The organism is Planctomicrobium mucosum (assembly GCF_051466335.1).
Classification (GTDB): Bacteria; Planctomycetota; Planctomycetia; order Planctomycetales; family Planctomycetaceae; genus Planctomicrobium.
In genome coordinates this window covers 3,187,958-3,208,044 of record NZ_CP195793.1, presented here as the reverse complement: position 1 = coordinate 3,208,044, position 20,087 = coordinate 3,187,958, and the positions used below count along the sequence as shown (strand labels likewise).

Below are 20,087 nucleotides of genomic sequence, written 5' to 3'. Positions count from 1 at the left end.
TCGCGGATTACATTTTCGATTGAATCATTGGAGCATGCCGTACAGCACAATATTGACGCCAATCTTGATTGCGTCTTCGGTCGTGTACCCGGCGCAGGCTGCTGTTGCCTGCCGCTCAAGAGCACAACTCAAATCATACTTGCTGTAGACGACAACATACTTTCCATTGATTTTGATTCCCTCAAGAATCGGCTCTCCAATCGAGGCCTCAATGGCGAGGCTTGATGAATTCGGATTGTCGGAAGGAATTCGTCGCTGGACCTTGCGAATGTCGTAACCGAGTGGGAGGTTGTAAAGTTCTTCCTCCACCGGGATTCGCTCGAGCTTGGCTCCAAACATCTGTTCAATCACGACACGGAAGCTGCGATCGAACTGTTCGGCCCCGCAACAGGCGTCAGCAAAGAGAAACCCACCGTTGTCCAAGTAGGAACGTAACCCTTTGATTTCAGTGTCGTTCAACTGAAAGTTCTTGCGGCCGTGAATGTAGGTGATCGGGTAGTCGTAGAGCGTTGGATCTGACGGTGCAATCGTCGGGGAATCGGGGGAGATAGAAATATCAATCGCTTCCAGAGAATCCTGAAGTCGACGAAGTGCGTTCGGGGCGGTGTCCCAACCGCCGCTGTGGCGCAATCGGGCAATGTGAACCGCATTGCGATTCAGCGGACGATCAGGGTGGGTTGCAATCGGTTTGACGCTCTGCAACTTGTCGCGGAGTTCACGCCCAGTGGCATATGCGATGACGTTCACACCGAGCTTTAACGACTTGTCGATCTGAGTGCGAACGGGGATTTTTCTCGCTTTCGAAGGATGCTTCATCCACTTTTCCCAGCGACAACCGTGGTCGAACGGAGCGTAGACAATCGCGGTGCGGCATCCAAAATCGACTCCCCAAAGTTCCGGAACATCTCCATCAGGCGGAAACAGCGCTTCGCTGCGGTAGATGTCATGGGTTGGGAGTAATTTCTGAAGTTCGTACTGACCATCGAATAGACGTCGGATGAGGTTACGAAAGCTCTGGTCGAATTCCTGGCTGTCACAATTCTGCACGGCAAAGATGAATCCACCTTGCGTGATGTACTCACGCAATAAATCCAGTTCTTTACCCTGTATCGTGTCCAGAGATTCATTGCCGGAAATGAATTGGATCGGGCTCTGCATCAGTGCAGAGACACCTTCTCCTTCGGCAGCGACTCGCAGATCGACGACCTGCCAATTCAGGAGTTTTGGCCACTTGTCGAGGGTGGTCGTGTACTCGACGAGGTTGGCAATGTCACGGCTGTGTTGATTCCAACTCCGCCCGACGACGTCCCCAGTTCTCGGATTCCGCTCGCCAAATTTTAATTTGTTGATGACGACAGGTGATAGGCCTTTTGAGAGGAAGAGCAACGCCAGACTTGTGCCGACGATCTGGTCTTCTGAACCGCGTTCCCAGATTCCTCGCCGGAAATCCTGCTGACTGACGAGATACTCGGCCCCTTCGCGATACCAATCGTGGTCTCCGAAGAACCGTTGGCCTGTAAAACGTCCAGCGCGTTCCAATCCGTAAAGATAGTAAAAGGGCCAGTTCTCCGACCCGGGATTCGTGCGTACCCGGAAATGACTGCCGAGCCAGTCGACTCCTGATTCAATCGCGAGTTGTGCAGGGTCCACTTCATCGCTGCAACATTGAAACTGACCGTTTGGGAGAACGTCGTCGTCATTTTGAAGTTGCGAAGTTGCCATCACCAATGAGGCAATTCCCGCGACGGTCATACTTCCTGTGCTCCCTTGACCGGGCGTATAGCCCCAGCCGGATCCTCCAGGGACATTGACCGGACCTGATTGTGTTGTCAGAAAATGGTTCTGTGCACGTTCCCAGACTTCTTGACTGACTGGGATTCCCGCTTGCGCAGCCTCGTAGAGACCTAAGACTGCGAATTGAGCGTTGCTGTTGTCGCTCCCACCTTGTCCCGGTCCGTAGCCCCAGCTTCCGGATGCCTGCTGGCTGGCTTCGAGCTTGGACGCCATACGGGCAATTTTTCCTCGGACGCCCAGATCTCCCGAGGCGTTCAGCGCCATGATGCAAAGAGCGAGGTCGTAGGTAGCCGTCGGGTCATGGTCTGCGCTTTTCAGCCAGGCGACCGCTTTTTGAATTGTTGGATGTTCAGGAGGCATTCCTGAGTTCAGCAGAGAAAGCGTCACGAGCGAAGTGAGGCCAATTTCATTGGATTTGTACAGTGTTGTTGGCCAACTGCCGTCGCGATTCTGCATCTTGACCAGAGCTTTCTGGCCCTGATCAATTGCTTGAAGAACCTTCGCTCTCAACTCATCGTCATTCTGGATCTCTTGAGCGACGGCCGGAGTTGCAGCCATGCCAAGTCCCATGAGCGAGAGTGCGAAGAGCATCCAGCGATTCATGGAGATCCCATTCACTTGGTAATTCTTGTGATGTTCAGTGAGACAAAGTAGCCGACGGTGAAGTCAATGCTTCAAAATCATAACGAGAGAGAATACGACAGGACCAGAGACATCATTTCAGACCATCCAATTGAACGATCGTCCATCAGCACTTGGAACCGTTATTTTCTTCAATCTGTAGGAAGAATTTTGAAGATGGAAGTGCGGTCGGTGGTGGTGAATTCGGTTTCGGCAATAAAAAATGCGGCACCGCGAAATTGGTGCCGCATCTCGAAATGTCTTCAGAATCGAAGCGTCGTCCGAATCGACTACTGACAAATTATTTATAGAGACTTCCGAGCAATTCCATGATCTGCCCGCTGACAGGATTTGGAGATGCAGCGGTCGCTGTGTTCTTGACCAGATCGATCATCACGAGTCCGCAGGCCACCAGGAGCAGGCTGCCGATGGTCAGGCCGACGAAGGTGATCGTGTCCCACTCCGCGTCCGCAGCCCGAATGCGACTCGCAGCGGGAACTGCGTAGCCTGCACCTGCATCGTCACCGAATGCTTCATCTGCGTCGAAAACATCATGGTCGTTCTCGTCGTCGAAGGAAGCCTCTTCGAAGTCAGCGTCTTCATCGAAGTCGTTCGCTTCTTCAAAGCTGCCTTCATCATCCAGATCGAAAAGGCCGTCATCTTCCTGGATATCCATCGCGCCAGTTTCATTGGCAGTCAGAACATCGTAGCCGCTGTCGTCATCGATCGAAGAGACGTCGTATTGAGTGGCAGCGTTGTCGTCGTGGTCGCTCAATGCGTCCATCATTGGCACTGTTCCGCCACGATCGTCACTGACGAGCGAAATCCCGCTTTCGTCAGAGAACAGGGAAATTCCGCTGTCGCCGGAGTCGAGCGAAATTCCACTCTCGTCATCCAATGCGAGCGTGATTCCTTCATCGTCGTCATCGATGTTTAAGGCGATTCCGCTATCGTTGGGACCTGCGAGAGAAATTCCGCTCTCGCCCATGAGGAGTGCGCTGTCTCGCGAGAGAGTGATTCCTGAATCCTCATCCAGAACGGAGCCTTGGTCAGAGCTATCCGTCGTGAAGTCGATTGCGACAGCGTCATCGTCTGGAAGGAGTGTCACATCGCCGAAGTCGGACTTATCGGAATCTGGAACAAGACGGACATCACTATCGCTCTTGCCAAGCTGATCAAGCGTCGCTGTCAGGTCGAAGTCCGTTCCCGTCGATGGCTTGCTCTTTTGTACATTGAGGTCCGCATCAGTGCTGCTGCCGACAATCTTCACATCGCTGTCACTATTGTCAGTGACAAGTTTGATGTCGCTGTCGCTGTCAGCGCGGACAAGTCTCACATCGCTGTCGCTGCCGGGCTTCTTGATTTCAATTTCGGGATCAGTTCCGACGTTGTCAGGAAGTCGGTCGTTGAAACCGAACAGTTTCACATCGCTGTCGCTGTCTGCGTCAAAATCGAAATCTGCATTTTTGCCGCCAACAAGCCGGACGTCACTGTCGCTCCCTTTGAGTGGGAGCGAGGTATCGTCAGCGAACAGGTTGATATCGCTTTCAGAGGCACGGTCGCCGCGGATCACAGTTGGCTGTTCGCCAACATCGGAATCGGTGTTAAACGAAAAGTCCGGATCGAGTAGCGGGACTTCTGGATTGGAGTCGACCTGTCGGCGTCGCTGGAGTGATTCAATGTCCTCACTCTTGAACTTCCAAGTCCCTCGGTCTGCAAAACCACGGACGTCCCCTTTTTCGCGGAGGCGAACAAGTTCATCAGTGGCCATCCCGAGGATTTGGGCTGCTTCATCAAGGCTGAGATATTTTTTCGACATTGTAGCCCGTCTCCGGCCGCTGAACCTGGAAGGGAGTGTGATTCAAGCCCAACTTTGCGACGATGTGAGTACGAGATCCCCGCAATATGGAGATCGATCCACGTCTGAATCGTCAAGTGCGCGACGTCAACGTCAAAGTTCATCCAAAAGATTGGAACATACCAATTCTGCGGATGTGCGACGACTTTGCGGGTCGAGTCAACTCGGGAGATTCGGAAGAGCTGATTGATTCCTTAATTCTACGCGCGATTGCAACGACTGCAACCGGCGCATTGTAGTGATTAAGAAATCCAGAAAAATTGGAGAGACGGTTTGTCCGATTGAAACGGGCAACCTGTAGCTTCTGAATCAATCGTGATGGCGATTGCAGGACTCTCGTTATGCGATGTTGACGAAGACTTTCAGAGCAGACTGATTTTCCACAAGCTCTTTCATCAGCTCCTGAGGCTCTGAAAACCCTTGGAATGGAGTTGTCAGGATTCGCTCTGTCACCCCCGGGAACATCGTTTCCCCAAGTGCCATGTCAGACAATCCCTGAGCAAAGTGCTTGCGGCTGGCGTTCACAGAACCGAGCAGCAACTTGTTCCCAAGAACCCATTCGAGATTGACTTTGTCTGAGGGGAAGTCGGAAAGAGTCTTCTTCCCTCCTGTCACACTTGTCCAGACGAGCGCGCCGTTCAGGTTGAGGTGCTCCATGCACTCAAACGCGACTTGTGAGGATCCAGTCGCTTCGACGATCAGGTCGGGGCGGCCAGTCTGTTTGACGATCTCGGCAAGCGGTGTTGTCTTGGTGCTGCAATATGTCGCACCGTAACCGTTGACAATCTCCTCCTTTAGTCCCGGATTTGGAGATCGAGCGATTGTGTAGACTTGAAGTCCGCGCAGCCTGAGCATCATTGTTGTCAGCAGGCCGATTTGACCGGCGCCCATTACGAAGGCGAGTTTTGGATCCCAAATCTGAAGGCGCTGCTGTGCGAGGTACGCCTGATCGATAGCTTTTGCACAAATGCTCGCCGGCTCAGCGAGGACGCCAAGATTCTTGAGCCCGACGGGAACCTTCACGACGAATTCCGCATCTTCGACCACCAGCTCGGTCATGAAACCGTGCCGGAGGTTGATTCCTCGCTCAAAATACGTCTCGTGGCTAGTGATATCGTTTCGGCCGATTTGGTCGTAAAGAGTCGGTCCGGGGCGGCGCACGGTGCAGGTGCAGTAGTCACCTGGAATGACATTTTTGACTTCCGGGCCAACCGCGACGACCTGCCCGAACAACTCGTGACCGATCACGAGATAATCGTCCCCATCAGGAGCACGGCCGTAAAGTGCTTCATTGATCTCCGCATCTGTCGCATCCAAACCAACTTGGAGCGTTTTGATCAGAACGCCACGGCCATCGGGAATGCTCTCGATTTTCGGTTCTGGAATATCTGCCAGATAGACGCTGTGAGCAACACCAGGCCGGACGGCTAAAGCTTTCATAACTGTCGACAGTCAATGTTTTTGAGACAACAAGAGGAGATCTGATCAGCACAGCATTGCAGGATTGAACACCTCATGTCAATCGTCAATATTGATCTTTACAGTGAGCGAGATTTGATTTGACCGCTATTTGGAGTGTGGTTCCAGATTCGCCTGAGGAGATGGGACATCGCCACGTTTTGAACTTCTAGTTCGACCAGTGGTAACTAAAGGACTCTCTCCATAAAATAAGCTGCAAATCGTTGGACACAAAGCAAGCAGCGCCTGAATCGCCTTGCCGAATGAAGAGAATTGACTACCAAGATGACACATGAAATTCTGGGCAAACTGAAGCCACGTTCCAACGACAAATATGCAGTCGTTGTTTCCCGATATCATGAAGACGTCACTCAACGTCTCCTCGATGGTGCGGTTGGAACGCTCGAGCGTCACGGCGTCGCCTCGGAAGACATTACAGTCGCTTGGGTACCTGGATCTTTTGAATTGCCTGTTGTCGCGGATTGCGCCGCGAAAACCGGCAAGTATGTCGCCGTCATTGCTCTGGGGGCAGTGGTTCAGGGAGACACAGATCATCACGACTACATCAACCATGCCGTCGCACAGGGGTTTGCGATCACGTCTCTGAATACTGGAGTCCCCGTCTTGTTCGGCGTGCTCACCTGTCGTAACATGGAGCAGGCGCTTGCCCGTGCTGGCGGTGCAGTTGGTAACAAAGGGGCTGAAGCGGCAGTCGCAGCGATTGAGACTGTCAGTGTCCTTCATCAGCTTCGTTAACTCTCTTGAGACAGGCTTATACAGAGAGAAGCTTCAGCAAGTGGGAGAAGGCCGATCAAATCGGGGGAGATGTAATCGTAGAAGAATGGAACAGTGTGTTCCGATTCACATTCTTCCGCGCTGGCTGAGTTCGATCGAATTGACTGATTGCCAACTCTGTTCCCCCCAACAATCTACTGTGCGTCTTCCGTAAATATCCTCCCGAATTGCATTTCTGTAAGAATGAATGCGGTTTTCCGTTGATCGGTGATCGCAACTCCGAGATTTTCGTATGTCAAAACGTAGTAAAGCCCGCCAGATCGCCATGCAGATGTTGTTTCAGGTTGACCTGAATTCGGACGTGTCTGGCAGAGTTGTGCGTGACATGATCGCACACCGGGTCAAAGAAATTGAACTTCAGGAGTTTGCGTGGAGGTTGTTTTCCGGAACGATGGAACATCGTTCTGAACTCGACGAAAAGATTCAGGCTGTCTCAGAGAAATGGCGTTTAAGCCGTATGGCAGGGACAGATCGGGCAGTGCTGCGACTGGGCGCCTTTGAGTTACTGTTCACAGCGACCCCGGTTGGAGTTGTGATCAACGAAGCGCTCGAACTCGCCAAGAAGTTCGGAAGCAAGCAGTCTTCACAGTTTGTCAACGGAATTCTGGATCGTCTCGTTCCAGAGGAACGCCGGAAGTCTGCCAAGAACGAAGTTGAAGAGTCTGAAGAAGAGTTGGACGCCAGCGAATCAGCTGAATCCTCAACTGACGTCGAGGATGATGACGATTTCTAAGAGGTCGCTCACGAGAGTGTGGCGATCCGGTGGCGGTAGACACAGCAGTAAACACAGCATCTGAACAAGTTTTTGTCGACGTTCGCTGTCACACTTCACAAAGACAGGGGCTGATTTCAGCTGTTTGAGCGAATCGTTCCAGTTGATTGATTCAACTGACTCTCTCGCAAAAACGTCAACGAATTCCGAGAGTGTGATTTCGTTGACGTTAATTTGCGGGCTGAGAATGCTCGCTGCGACGACTCGCTTCCTTTTGTTGTTGTTCATCCTTTTCTGGATGGTCGAGGTCGAGTTTCTCGACCAGTGCTTGACGCGCTTTTGAGACTTCGTCGTCAAAGTTGGAGAGAACTTTAAAGGCCTTTTCTCTCGAAGTGACGAGGCCGATGATCAAATACTGGGTAATCGCCAGTGCGAAGAAGATCCATCCGATCGTCCCCGAAAAGATGACAGCGAGGATGGCGAAGACCGGCGAAGATCTGTTCAGGTGCATGCAGATCAGTCCGCGAAGCAGCGGCGGAAGCTGTCTGCGGATGTTTTCAATGAGCCCGACCTTGGGAATCCATCGAGGAGCTTTGGGACCCGGGTGGATCAGCGAGAAAAGCTGCTGATCCGGCATGCTTTCGATGACTCCCATTGCCAGAAGGAGACGCCCGGCGGCGAACCACCAGTTTGATTGCAAATCAATTTCAGGGTGTTTTTCGGCAAGCCAGTGTGAAACGATCAGTTCGACATTTTTCGTCGCGAGTAGCAGAACCATCGAAGCGCGAATCCACTGCTCGACATCCTTCTCGAATTCATCGTCCCAGTTTTCTCGAATTCGAAGGCGTGAGCGCACTTTTCTGTACAGCGGAATCGCAATGAGCCCGACGATGAGTCGTGCGATCGGCTTGAGTGCTGGAGAGAGCGCGAAACCGAGCCAGGATGAGGGGGCTGCCATGTTCGATCCCTTCCTGATGCTGATGGTGGTTTCGCTTCTGCCCGTTGAGTGTGTCGGCAATCCTGTCGTCGGGAGTACGAGGAATTCTGGATTTCTGCTCAAACTCTTTGGTTGAAAATCTGAATTTTGGCGTCATTTCGCAGCGGAAGTGGATCTGGCGCTCAGCTCGTTTTCGCCGGCGACTGCATTCACTTGATTGGGCTAATCCCGGAGAAATCCTTTTTCGCGGAGTTCCTGAATATTTCCCGGGGCGCTTTGGACCATGCGTTCAGTGGTATATTTCAGGACTGCGAGCGGCCCCAGATTGTGAGGGGCAGTCAATATCGCGACTCGATCTTCGTCTTCAGCGTCGAGTTGTTTCTCCAGTTTGGCCACGACTTCCTCGACACTGTCGCTGACCCAGTCTGATTTCAGGGACTCATTTTCAATCCGCAGATTAGAAAACGCTGCGGTTCGTGAGATCAGAAAGTTGATCATCCCGTCCCCTTCGCCCTGTTCGAAGAAGTTCCGGAATTCCGGAGCAGCGTTGTAGGGGGTCATGATGAGCGGGCGGGTAATTTTCACATTTCCGCGGCTGAGATTGACCGGCTGATTCGCCTCTTTGGAATCGATGACCAAGTAATACTGCAAGTCAGTCGTGCCGAATGTGAACAGGCTGTAGGGGATTGATCGGACGATGTTGACCGATTCCCAGAGTGCTCTGAAGTGGTGTTCCTGCTCGAAATCGTGAAAGTTCATAGCAAATGAGTCGGAATGATTGATGGGAGCGATCGTGTTGTGAAGCACGTGCCAGTAACGATAGCCGCCTGCCAGGAGTACGTCACGTCCGAGAAACAGATTGCTGTCACTCTGAGTGATACTGTGTTCGGTCCGCCGACCTGAAACGACAGATGAAAGGGGACGACCCGACTTTTTCAGCCACTCTCAGATTCGCGAAGAATTGGAGAGAATGGGCCACAACTCGCGATGGATCTTGACTTTCAATGCGAGTGAGGGGAAAACTCCCTCTTACGCAACGAGGACTAACAAGACGTCAGTTGAGATTGCGTGAGTCATCCTGCCTGATTCGGCAGTTCAACACACCGGGAAAGATTAACGAAATGAGCGGTCCAATTATCCGTACGGGAGCCACACCAGAGTATTGGAGTAACTGGGACAATGTGTTCGGCAAGAAGACAAAGTCGGCCTCCAAAGCCAAAGAAGTAGCCGCAGCCGCCCCGAAAAAGGTGGCCCCAGCAGCTAAGAAAGCTGCCGCTCCCAAAGCCGCTGCTCCAAAAGCAGCTCCGAAGAAGGCCGCAGCAAAGAAGGCTGTCAAGAAATAGTATCTGCATTGGCAGCGTTGGGGATTCATGTAACACTGGCTCGCGCACGGGCCAGAGATGGTTGCGAACGGTCTTTCGATGGAATTCGCGCGGAATGATGGCGAGTTTCGATCCGGAAGACCTTTTCTATTTCGGGCGCTTGCTCAACGTTTTGAGAATCGTGATGAGCGAGAAGCGTACTTGAAGCTCTATTGTTGCTGAGAGAGAAACATCAGAGATGGTCGCACTCCCGGAGACTCCACGCCGTCAAACTCTTGTGGGACAACTTGCGGTTCCTGTGGCGGATTTTTTGACCTGGATTCTTCTGCTGTCGTGGTCATTGGGCAGAGTCTCGATCCCTGCAGTCAATGAACCGTACTATCTCGGCAAGGGATTCCATTGGTGGGATCCCAACTGGTGTGCGACCGATTTTTTTCTGTCCTCATCAAGTCCTCATCAAGTCTTCTATTTCACTTTCTGCTGGCTCGCGTTGTACTTTCCGTTGCCAGTTGTCGCTGCGATTGGCCGGGCGGTTGGGCTCTTGATTCTGGCTATCGGTTGGAACCGGCTTGCTTTCGGCGTGACCGGCAGCAGATGGGCCGGCTTGTTTGCGATTCCTGTGTTCTTGATGTTTCAGACACTCGGCAGTCTGTCTGGCGAGTGGATCGTCGGAGGAATCGAATCCAAAGTCCCTGCCTATGGATTTCTCTTCTGGGGGCTTGGTTGTTGGCTAACAGGAAGACCATTTGCAGCGGCGATCGCAGCGGGGATTGCCGTGAGTTTGCATCCGCTCGTTGGGCTATGGGGGGTGATCGCTGGGATGGGGGCCAGTTTCGCTCTGCGACTCTCTCGTAAAGACCGTCTCACTGGGCCGGAGCAATCAGAGCGGAGTCTCAGCCCAAAAGAACTTGCAGCGATGACCGTACTCTTTATGTTGGCGGCATTGCCGGGGTTAATTCCGGCATTTGGAGTTCTGCACGCGAGCAGCCCAAAGGTCGAACTGAATGCCAATCTCATTCAGGTCGGCCAGCGGTTGGCTCATCATCTCGATCCAATGACGTTCTCCAAAGGAGCGATTTTCAACTGGGTGTTGATGATCGCGGTCTGGCTGCTTCTGCTCAAAAATGTTCAGCTCAAAAATGTTCAGTCGACACGGGGCAAGTGGTGGACACGGTTCGTTGGAATCGCCATCGCCATCGCAGTGGTTGGGATGTTGGTCGGCTGGGGGCCGCGTCCGCTGGCGACGATGCCGTTTTATGAACTTCGCGTCAAAGTTCTGAAGTTCTATTTGTTTCGATTGGGGGATCAACTCGTGCCGGTTGCGCTCAGCCTGGTGCTCGTTCAGGTCGCATACCAAAACATGATTGCCTCCCAGCAGCCTGTTCTTGCACGAATTCGCTGCGGTAGTCTCTTCCTTGGAGCGATGTTCCTCGCGTGGGTCATTCCGTTTGCTGACACCAATCCTTCGCGGATGACACCGCGAGAATATGCCGATTGGACGGTCACATGCCGTTGGATTCACGACAATTCCGCACCAACAGATCTGTTCTATACCGCCGACTCTGGATTCGCTGGGAAGTGGTTCGCGAATCGTCCAGAGTACGTCAATTTCAAGGAAATGCCGCAGGATTCGGATTCGATTGCGATTTGGAATCAGCGGTTGTGGACGATTGCGAACTGGCGGGGTGCTGTGAGCGAGGATCGCACTGTGACCGATCAAGAGCTTCTAAAACTTCGGGAGCAGACCGGGATTCGCTATTTCGTTTGTCGCCGGTTTCGTGGAATCCAGCGAGAACCGTCGTTTCAGAACGAATCGTTTCGCGTTTATGACCTGAATCAGATTTCTACTGAATCAGAACTTTAATGTTGGCTGAATGTCGAGAGACATCGGCGGGGGGCGTTTACTTCTCGGAAGTATTCTCAGCTGATTGAATTGACGGTGCTTCGTTGATGTAGATGAACTGCATCGACTGTTCCGCGACGAGAGTTTTGATGCTCTCCTGCTTCAATTGTTTAGCCGGTGAATCCACAGACGATTCCACGCGCAGCCAACCAATTCCCCCCATCGAATCGACGATTCGATAGTTGCCCGAGGCGAGCCCGATCGGAAGTTGTTCCAGATGGGCCTGAACGTCATCCTCGCTGAGAAGGAGTTCGTGTCCTTCGATTCGAATACTCTTCACACGCTGACCAATCTGTATTTCGAACGCGATTGTCGTACCGGAAGGGAGGTCCTTTTGGGGGGACGCGATGTCAGTGAGGTTTTTACTGACAGGGCCTGCTTCCTGAGGTGCGACGTTCTGCGACGGGCTCTGACTGACAATTTCGGTCGTAGCAGACCGGGTTGTTTTCGCGAGCTTGCTACGAGTCGCCGGCTGATCATTCGCCCAAGTGGCAGCGAACAACCCCGTTGAAAGGAGCAAGGAGAATATTCGGATCAGGGTGATCGAGGACTCAGTCATTTTGAAAGCCTGCATAACGAATCGCTGCTCAAATCTGGAACAAATCAGCAAACCCTATTGATTCGTTAAAATGGGAGATCTGCCGATGACTTGTCCGGTTGATTCATCGTCTCCCTGGGGCTGAGAAGTTGTTCCCAATCGAGGCTTCCGGTTGGTAAATTCAACCTTTCACGGTGAGCGGGCAATTTGTGTCGGTTTGGTTAAACTATCCGGTTGGATCGATTGTGCGCCCCAATCCCACTTCATGATCCGAAACCAATTGATTGTGAAATTCAATTTCTGCCCGAATGTCGGCACACTGTCGCCACTTGATACCGTTTGCATCTCAACGTTGAAGCAGCATGGAATTCATTGATATACAACCAGTCCATCACCCGATTCGTGGTCGCATGCGTCCGCCGGGATCGAAAAGTCTGACGAATCGCGCACTGATTCTCGCTGCGCTTTCCGACGGTCCGACTCGACTGACAGGTGTGCTGGAGAGCGTTGATACTCAGGTGATGCTCGAAAGCCTGAACCGGCTTGGGATTCCTGTGCAGGCTGATCTTGATGCGAAGGTTTTCGAGGTTGTCGGGCAGGGAGGGAAAATCCCCGTCAGCGATGTCGAACTCTGGTGTGAAAATAGCGGGACGAGCATCCGCTTCCTCACAGCAATGTGTGCGACAGGGCATGGGAGTTACGTGCTCGATGGCAATTCACGAATGCGAGAACGACCGATCGCCCCGTTAGTTGAAGCGTTGAGTGACATCGGAGTCGCGACCGATTGCCCACAGGGGAATGGATGTCCTCCTGTGCGAATTCAGACAACTGGAATTCCCGGGGGCGTGATCCGCGTTCGAGGGGATCTGTCGAGCCAATATTTGAGCGGCTTGCTGATGGCGAGCCCTGCCGCTCGTTCGTCTGTGACGGTTCAGGTTGAAGGGGAACTTGTCTCCCGGCCATACGTCGACATGACGATTTCCATGATGCGGGATTTTGGGGCGGAGGTCGTCGAATCCGAACGAAACACCTTCCAGATTTCGGCTAAGCCATACACAGGCCGTGTTTACGATATTGAGCCGGATGCTTCCGCGGCCAGTTATTTCTTTGCTGTCGCTGCGGTGACAGGTGGAGAGGTGACTGTCGAAGGGCTCAACCGGAATGCGCTCCAGGGAGACGTCAAATTTGTAGATGCTCTGGTGCAAATGGGGTGCTCAGCTGAATGGAATGCAGATTCCATTACAGTGAAAGGTGGTCCGTTGCGGGGCGTGGATATCGATATGAACGAAATCAGCGACACTGCCCAAACTCTGGCGTGTGTCGCTCCGTTTGCAACTGGGCCGACGCGCATCCGCAACGTCGCCCATATGCGATTAAAAGAGACCGACCGGGTGTTGGCTGTTGTCAACGAACTTCGAAGAGTTGGGCTGAACGTCGAAGAGCACGAAGATGGAATGACAATCCATCCGGGGCCGCTCAAACCCGCTGAAATTCACACTTATGATGATCATCGCATGGCGATGAGTTTTGCACTTCTTGGCCTTCGATCACCCGGGATTCGGATACTCGATCCGGGATGTACATCCAAGACCTACCCTTTATTCTTTGACGATTTGGAGCTTCTGTGCCGGACCGCCCGTTAAATCCTTGGCATGGCAAGAAGGTTGCCTCTTTTCAGAAGCAGTTCGCCTCTCAGCCCGCGAATTCACGGTTGCTCGCTTTGCAGGCGCTGATGACTTTTCAGCGAGAAGGAATTTTCGTCGCCAAAACTCTCGACGAGCAATTCCAGAATCGCCGTACGCCTGTGCGAGACCGACGTACGGCAACGGAGTTGGCCTCTGAGACGGTCCGCCGAAAGATTTCGTTAGACGCCGTATTGAAGCAGTTCGTTGTGCGTGGGCGCGAGTCTGTCGAAGATGACTTGTGGCTGCTGTTGCAACTGGGTGCCTGTCAGCTTCTGTGCCTTCAACACATTCCGACTCATGCTGCCGTGCATGAAACCGTCGCACTGTGTGAAGACCTCGGGAAGCCACGCGCCAAAGGGTTCATCAACGGAACTCTGCGTGGTATCGAACGGGAAATCATCCGGCAGCGTGCAGACTCTCCGGAAGATTCCGCGAAGCCATCGCTGCAGTCTCTCACCTTGGAATCCCTCAGCGAGCACCTTTGGCCAATCGTGGCTCCGCGTGGTGACGATTTCGACCTGACGATTGTCGAGGTGGCTCGTCCGATTTTTACTTCACCCGCAACTGATCCAGTCGAGTACATCTCGTTTGCAACGAGCTTGCCGAGTTGGTTGATCTCACGCTGGTACGAGCAGTTTGGAGATTACAACAAGATCTTGGCACTGGGGCTTTGGTTTACCACTCCTGGACGCATGGCACTGCGTGTGAATCTGCAGCGATCCACACGCGAGCAGGTTCTGGAGACGTTAAGTCGTGCTGAGGTGAACGCTGTTCCGGGGCCACTTCCAGAATCGATCCTGCTGACGGGTTCCACTTCGGTTGCAGAACTCGACGGATTCGAAGATGGACATTTCAGTGTGCAGGATTTGTCTGCAATGTCTGCTGGTGCGTTACTCGATCCGAAACACGGAGAATCGATCCTCGACTTGTGTGCAGCTCCCGGCGGGAAAACCTGTCACATGGCTGAACGCATGGAGGAAACGGGGCGAGTTGTTGCGTGTGACATCTCCCCAGATCGATTGAGGACGATTGACTACAACATTCGCCGTTTGCAATTGAACAACGTGGAAACGTTCGGGTTGCCAGTCGATAACTCTGTCGTCCCTCCTGGGCCGTTTCATGCAGTGCTTGTCGACGTTCCTTGCTCGAACAGTGGTGTTCTCGGAAAGCGGCCCGAAGCTCGATGGCGTATGAGTCCAGAGTCATTCACGGAGTTGATTCCTCTGCAGAAGAAGTTGCTCAATCAGGCATTGGACTGTGTCCAAAGCGGTGGGCGAGTCGTCTATTCCACTTGCAGCATCGATCGTGAAGAAAACGAAGAGGTCGTGCAGGCTGTGCTCGCTTCCCGTTCGGATGCGACACTCGTTTCGCAGGTCACTCATTGGCCTGGTTCGCCGGCCGACGGCGGGTTTCAGGCTTTGATCAAGAAGTCGTAGACCATTCGCCGTACAAGAAAAGAACGAGAGCCGGTTACATAGGCTCTCGTTCTTTTTTACAACGACGACGTGTAATGTTCCCGTGGCAACAAAGTATGAGATGGCCCCTGTCTCAGGGGTGTGTGGCGGCGAATGGTGGCAAAAACTCATTCAAACGCTGCGTTTATTGCCGCCGGAATGCCACTCTCTCGTGAGAGGCGCTCTCGCTTCGCGATCTATTCAGGTTTTGTCCCGACGTACAGCCCTGCGATCCCAAACGTCAACGCAGTGTAAGTCGTGTTTTGCAGCCCGCAGGAATTCATGATCGACACCAGATCCTTCCCGCAAGGAAACTCGGAGACCGATGCCGGGAGATAGTTGTAGGCATCTTCCTGATTTCTCGCGAATAACTGGCCGATGCGTGGGAGGACATTCTTGAAATACCAGCGATAGAGCCCTGCGAGGCCCGGAATCGTCGGTTGAGAAAACTCCAGCACAGCCACGCGTCCTCCGGGTTTGCAGACGCGGATCATCTCATTCAGGCCATTTTTCGTGTCGCTGACATTTCGCAATCCAAACGCGACAGAAACGATCTGAAAGTGATCTGATGGAAACGGAAGCTGTTGTGTGTCCGCTTCGCTGAATTCAATCGATGCAGACTCGGCGGATCGCAGTTTGCTGAACTTTTCTTTGGCGATCTCCAGCATCTCTGGAGTGAAGTCGGTTCCGTAAACGGGAATGGCCCGCTTGCCCGCATTCCAATAAGCAATCGCTAGGTCCCCGGTACCGGTGCACACATCCAAAATGGGAGCGTCCCCTTGGGGGGCAACATTCTTGACCGTGTACTTTCGCCAGTAGATGTCGACGCCGCCCGAGAGGAGGTGGTTCATCAGGTCGTAACGTTTTGAGATCTCGCCGAACATCCGTTTGACGCGCTGCCCGGATTTATCAACTGTGTTGGCACCGCTTGATGTGGAAGTTGCCGAATTCACGTTCGTTGCCTGTCTTGGAAGCAAAATAATAGAAACGCAGCAGTCGCCATCCGGAGTTTGAATCAACCCGTGATGTCTGATCTGCTGCGCGAACCTGTCTGGAGTATCGATTAAGAAATTGACCGAAATTCGTTTCGAGTGTTCACTGGTTTACTGAATATCGAGGTGCAGTTTCGTCTCAATCTCAGGAACGATCGGGTGGTTGGTTTTGAACAAAACCTTGCCTGGATTCCCCGATGCCCACACGCCCGTCGGGCTTCCGGGGGGAACTGTGAGGTACAGCGTATATCGCTCACGTGCCAACTCTTTGCCTGTTTTCGCTGGCTCGAGTCTCGCGGTCACAAACCCTGGATCGATGTGAATTTCAGTCAGTTTGAATTCCTCATCACCGGGAGGAAGCATCACGGTGAATTTGATCTCTTTCCCTTTAGCGGCATCGACTTTACCGATGTCGATCAAAGGACCCCCGGCAAACCAGTTCGGTCCAATAATGGACAACGCGCCGACGCGAGTGGCGTTCACCGGGAACTCAAACTTCGGGTAATCCTCAAGGTTTGTGTGGACGATGATATTCTCTTCGACTTTGCCTGGTTCAGTGATCCCAGCGAGTTCTCCGACGAGGCGGTATCCGGATCGAAGTTCAGTGGACCCTCCTTCACGCTTCAACTCAGCTTCCGTAAAGGGAACTGCCTCGAGCTTCACGCGATCTGAGGATGTCTCGATCTTGGTGATCTCAAATTTCTCGATGATCGAAGATTCGATGACTCCTTCCAGAGGCGTCGGTTCAGATGTTGTGACGGTGTCAAACTTCCAGCCATCGCGTGGGTGGACGTCAAGCTCTGCGAACATGTCACCTTCAACGATGACTTTCAATTCCGGATGTTTGGGGTCATTTGTCCAAACGGTAGACGACTGAGAGAACGGGCCAAAGTTCTTTGGCTCCCAGGACAGATGAATACTGGCCTCGCCGCCGGGTGGGATTTCCTGATCCTTCAAGCCACTGACAGTACATTTGCACTGCGTTGGCCCCTTCGCAATTTTCAGCGGTGCTTTGCCTGTGTTCTTCAATACGAAATCGTGTTTGCCGATTTTGCCAAGCCCCATACGACCGAATTTGTGAACGTCTTCGACGAGAGTCGCTTCTGGTTGATCGGCAGCTTTGGAGAACGTAAACGGATTCTTGGGATAAAAATCTTTCTCCGGATCTTTGGGAGCATCAGGATCTTCGTGTTCCTCATGTGGAGGCTGAAAATCGACAGTCTTCTTCTGCTGGTTGAAATCGATGGGGGGAGTCAATCTCGCAACGTACGATAACGCCACAACGCTGATGACGAGTGTTCCCAAAACAGCAAGAATCTGCAGCGGCTTCACAACGAATCCCCTCTGATCAACTGTATGTACGGCAATCAATGAGTTTACATCATAAAAAGTAAGAACATTCATCACCAGTCAGACAGAACCAGCGGGCTTCGTTCAACTGAGTACCTAAAGCTGCACTCATTGAGACGCGGGGCCGTTCGCCAATCCCTCCAGACGGCTTCGCATCCTTTCAGGTAAGAGTTTGTCTGTGTGTCCACGAGAACGGTTGAGATCATCGAGGTCGATTGCCTGACGTGCATAGCTCTGTGATTCAGCCTGACCTTCGGGTGTCCCCGTATCGTTCAAGGCGATGGCCAGCTGCGCAAGAATGGGCGAGTAGTGAGGATATTGTGAGAGACTGATCCTTGCGGCAGCGACAGCGGCCTCGCTGTCAATGTGATTTTGGGATCTTGCGAATCGCTCGGTCCACCACTGCGACACGAGAAGTTGCTGCTTCGGTGAAAACGAATTGAGCTCGATGGCGAGTTGCATTTCGTTGAGAGCTTTCTGGAAAAGCTTTTCATCGTCTCCCTGAGCACGTTTCCACCGCTCAAATGCGATTTGTGCCATTTCAAAATGTGGTCCCGCAGCAAGCCGATCGGAGTCGGCAGCGAGTTGAAGCGTTCTCTCGGCTGCTCCAAATTGCCCCATGACCCCCAATTCGTATCGCGCCTGTTCCGTCAGTTTCGAGACAGCGCTGACTGGAATATAGCCGGTCCAGATCGACAACCCGCAAAGTAGAGCGCTCGCGAGACTGACAAAAACGCTCCCCTTAAATGAGAGTTGTTTCTCATGAACAGCGTGTGAAGTACTCAAAAGAAAGAGCAGAAAGATCAGTTGGAGAATTGCTGGCATCGCAAGTCCGCCTGCGCCGAGAAGATGAATGAAAATCGCGATTCCACAAACAAGGACAAGTTGCGAATTCGGGACAATTTGAAGGTTCAGCTTTGTCGCAATGACAGTGAGGAGCCCACAGAATATCCCCAGCACAAGCAGGCTTTGATCAAAGTATCCTTCAAGCAGGAATGACTGAGTCAGCGGAACTCCAAACGCAATGGCTTCGATGATCAACAGCGGATTCATCATCGCCTGAGGTGATCCCTGTGAATCGGATTCAAGCTGTGAGTTCCAGAGTCGCAGTCCCCACTGAAAAAGCAGGAGACAGAGTCCGAAAAACGCAAGAATTCCTCCATTCGCCCACGCATCGAGAAGCATGTTGTGAGGATCCAGAATTTCCTCGCTCGCCCCTGGAAGTTTGTATTGGAAGTAATGCTGTCGGAAGTTCCCCGGACCGACTCCGAACACGGCATGATCCTGAATCATCTTCCAGGTTGATGTCCAGTACTCCAATCGATAAGACAGACTTTTGGGGGCCTCGCTGAGTACTTGTTGGTCGAGTCCACCGGAGTAAAGCAGGGCGGCAACGATCAGCACACCGACTGCTGAGATTCCCAGTCCCCATTTGAGAATCGCAGTGCGAATTGAGGATTGTCGCACCGCGAGAAAGATGGCAGCCATCAGGAACGCGACAGCGGTTCCGGTGATGGCTGTGCGGCTTTTGGTTAAGATCAAACAGGTCAGAATAGTCAGCGTGACGGCCGTGGGGAGAAGGAATTCGCGTGCAGAGACCTTCTTCGACCAGTGTTGCAGCGTCATTGCCAGGGAACCGAAGAAGCCGATGATCAGGATAGCTGCGAAGGAGTTGGCCAAAGCGAACTTCCCGATCGGTTCCTGACTGTCTCGAGTTCTCGCTAATAGCTGCTGCTTTGCCCCCTCATCAAGCAGGGCGAATTCGGTCCCGTATTTCCCTCTGAGAGTGCGAAATTGTTGATTTTCTTCGGTGCTGAGGGGGGCAATCTGCTGCTGTTCTTCCAGTCTGACCAGCGTGATGAGTTCGCGGGACTGCTGCGGATACCAGATGAAATGTTGCCAGATACCGAATCCTGCCAGCGTCGTGATCGTCAGCATGAGTGCTGTCCAGATCAGCGTTCTTCCAGCAGGTCTTCGAGTGGATGCTTTGAGAAGGAACCAAGTCGCGATCAGGGAGGTCCATTCCCAGATGCAGTTCAGCGCAGAACGTCGATCACCGTCCGAGAACTGCACGATGAGTCCGCTCAGACAGTATCCACCAATGAGCATCAGGATCGGGATATCGATTTTGCCGAGCGAAAAGGGGAGTGGGACGTTCGACCGAACGTAGCTCCATCCCCAGAGTGCAGTCACTCCCCACCAGAGAGAAGCGATCCAAAGTGTGGTCCCCTGGTCGACTCCTTCTGCAGGAACGAGGAGTCGCATGAGGATCAAAGCGGTCGTCAGCAGTTCCCAAATCGTGAATAGGGAAGCGGACTGAGGTGGAGCGTTACGTTTTTCAGTAGGCTTCGCGTGTTTCACTATGGTGACAATTTTCAACGAGCGGGAATGATCCGTACGATCCATTTTGTTTGTGACAAATCAAAATGGCGCCGGAGGATTTTTGGATGACTCTGCTTCTGGGGATTTATAGCGTTTAGTTTGGCCCGTCTTAGGGAATCTCGCAATCAGGTCGGTTTGAGAATCGAACAACACGATTTCGTGGATTGCGAAAGTTTCGACTGTCACACGGAATCATCAGATTTGAACGGTTGTCTGGCGAAATACCCGTTTGACATAGGCCCTATGAGTGGTAAAACAGGTAACATTGAACTGCAGCGACGGATGC

Annotated in this window: 15 protein-coding genes; 6 read left to right on the top strand and 9 right to left on the bottom strand. The window is 52.6% G+C overall.

What is annotated here, in order from left to right; genetic code table 11:
* Positions 1-24 precede the first annotated feature (24 nt).
* The 3 genes from SH668x_RS12805 to SH668x_RS12795 all read right to left on the bottom strand — a co-directional run bounded on the left by SH668x_RS12805 (position 25) and on the right by SH668x_RS12795 (position 5,713).
* A complete protein-coding gene (locus tag SH668x_RS12805) occupies positions 25-2,397 on the bottom strand; it encodes a DUF4159 domain-containing protein (protein ID WP_437185456.1) in 2,373 nt (790 codons plus the stop codon).
* Positions 2,398-2,716: 319 nt separating this feature from the next.
* Positions 2,717-4,234 carry a hypothetical protein gene (locus tag SH668x_RS12800; protein WP_437185455.1) on the bottom strand — a complete coding sequence of 506 codons (1,518 nt, stop codon included), beginning with the start codon at positions 4,232-4,234 and terminating at the stop codon, positions 2,717-2,719.
* Between the two features lie 378 nt (positions 4,235-4,612).
* On the bottom strand, positions 4,613-5,713 hold the full coding sequence (locus SH668x_RS12795) for a glucose 1-dehydrogenase (protein ID WP_437185454.1): 1,101 nt from the start codon (positions 5,711-5,713) through the stop codon (positions 4,613-4,615).
* Positions 5,714-6,016: 303 nt separating this feature from the next.
* Here SH668x_RS12795 and ribH point away from each other — a divergent pair, with 303 nt between their 5' ends.
* Both ribH and nusB read left to right on the top strand, forming a co-directional pair.
* A complete protein-coding gene (gene ribH, locus SH668x_RS12790; RefSeq protein WP_437185453.1) occupies positions 6,017-6,487 on the top strand; it encodes a 6,7-dimethyl-8-ribityllumazine synthase in 471 nt (156 codons plus the stop codon).
* Positions 6,488-6,758: 271 nt separating this feature from the next.
* Positions 6,759-7,259 (top strand): transcription antitermination factor NusB, encoded by a 501-nt coding sequence (gene nusB, locus SH668x_RS12785; RefSeq protein ID WP_437185452.1) that lies wholly within the window; start codon positions 6,759-6,761, stop codon positions 7,257-7,259.
* A gap of 208 nt (positions 7,260-7,467) precedes the next feature.
* Here nusB and SH668x_RS12780 read toward each other — a convergent pair whose 3' ends face one another.
* On the bottom strand, positions 7,468-8,196 hold the full coding sequence (locus SH668x_RS12780) for a DNA topoisomerase I (protein ID WP_437185451.1): 729 nt from the start codon (positions 8,194-8,196) through the stop codon (positions 7,468-7,470).
* 201 nt (positions 8,197-8,397) lie between these two features.
* A complete protein-coding gene (locus SH668x_RS12775; RefSeq protein ID WP_437185450.1) occupies positions 8,398-8,934 on the bottom strand; it encodes a hypothetical protein in 537 nt (178 codons plus the stop codon).
* A gap of 362 nt (positions 8,935-9,296) precedes the next feature.
* Here SH668x_RS12775 and SH668x_RS12770 point away from each other — a divergent pair, with 362 nt between their 5' ends.
* The gene (locus SH668x_RS12770) at positions 9,297-9,518 is read left to right on the top strand and encodes an RNA polymerase subunit sigma (protein ID WP_437185449.1); all 222 of its coding nucleotides are present in this window, start codon (positions 9,297-9,299) and stop codon (positions 9,516-9,518) included.
* Positions 9,519-9,735: 217 nt separating this feature from the next.
* The gene (locus SH668x_RS12765) at positions 9,736-11,361 is read left to right on the top strand and encodes a DUF6798 domain-containing protein (RefSeq protein ID WP_437185448.1); all 1,626 of its coding nucleotides are present in this window, start codon (positions 9,736-9,738) and stop codon (positions 11,359-11,361) included.
* A 37-nt stretch (positions 11,362-11,398) separates the two neighbouring features.
* On the opposite strand, the gene SH668x_RS12760 is transcribed toward SH668x_RS12765, so the two are convergent.
* The gene (locus SH668x_RS12760) at positions 11,399-11,959 is read right to left on the bottom strand and encodes a hypothetical protein (protein ID WP_437185447.1); all 561 of its coding nucleotides are present in this window, start codon (positions 11,957-11,959) and stop codon (positions 11,399-11,401) included.
* 341 nt (positions 11,960-12,300) lie between these two features.
* Here SH668x_RS12760 and aroA point away from each other — a divergent pair, with 341 nt between their 5' ends.
* Together aroA and SH668x_RS12750 are read left to right on the top strand one after the other, a co-directional pair.
* Positions 12,301-13,581: a 3-phosphoshikimate 1-carboxyvinyltransferase gene (gene aroA, locus SH668x_RS12755; RefSeq protein WP_437185446.1), complete on the top strand. Its 1,281-nt coding sequence runs from the start codon at positions 12,301-12,303 to the stop codon at positions 13,579-13,581.
* Positions 13,563-15,059 carry a transcription antitermination factor NusB gene (locus SH668x_RS12750; RefSeq protein WP_437185445.1) on the top strand — a complete coding sequence of 499 codons (1,497 nt, stop codon included), beginning with the start codon at positions 13,563-13,565 and terminating at the stop codon, positions 15,057-15,059. Before aroA ends, SH668x_RS12750 begins: the two co-directional genes overlap by 19 nt.
* A gap of 215 nt (positions 15,060-15,274) precedes the next feature.
* Here SH668x_RS12750 and ubiE read toward each other — a convergent pair whose 3' ends face one another.
* The 3 genes from ubiE to SH668x_RS12735 form a co-directional block, all read right to left on the bottom strand.
* A complete protein-coding gene (ubiE, locus tag SH668x_RS12745; protein WP_437185444.1) occupies positions 15,275-16,030 on the bottom strand; it encodes a bifunctional demethylmenaquinone methyltransferase/2-methoxy-6-polyprenyl-1,4-benzoquinol methylase UbiE in 756 nt (251 codons plus the stop codon).
* Positions 16,031-16,180: 150 nt separating this feature from the next.
* Positions 16,181-17,401, bottom strand: coding sequence for a DUF1573 domain-containing protein (locus SH668x_RS12740; protein ID WP_437185443.1), 1,221 nt, complete (start codon positions 17,399-17,401; stop codon positions 16,181-16,183).
* 126 nt (positions 17,402-17,527) lie between these two features.
* Complete coding sequence (locus tag SH668x_RS12735) at positions 17,528-19,825, bottom strand: O-antigen ligase family protein (RefSeq protein ID WP_437185442.1); 2,298 nt, start codon at positions 19,823-19,825, stop codon at positions 17,528-17,530.
* Positions 19,826-20,087 lie beyond the last annotated feature (262 nt).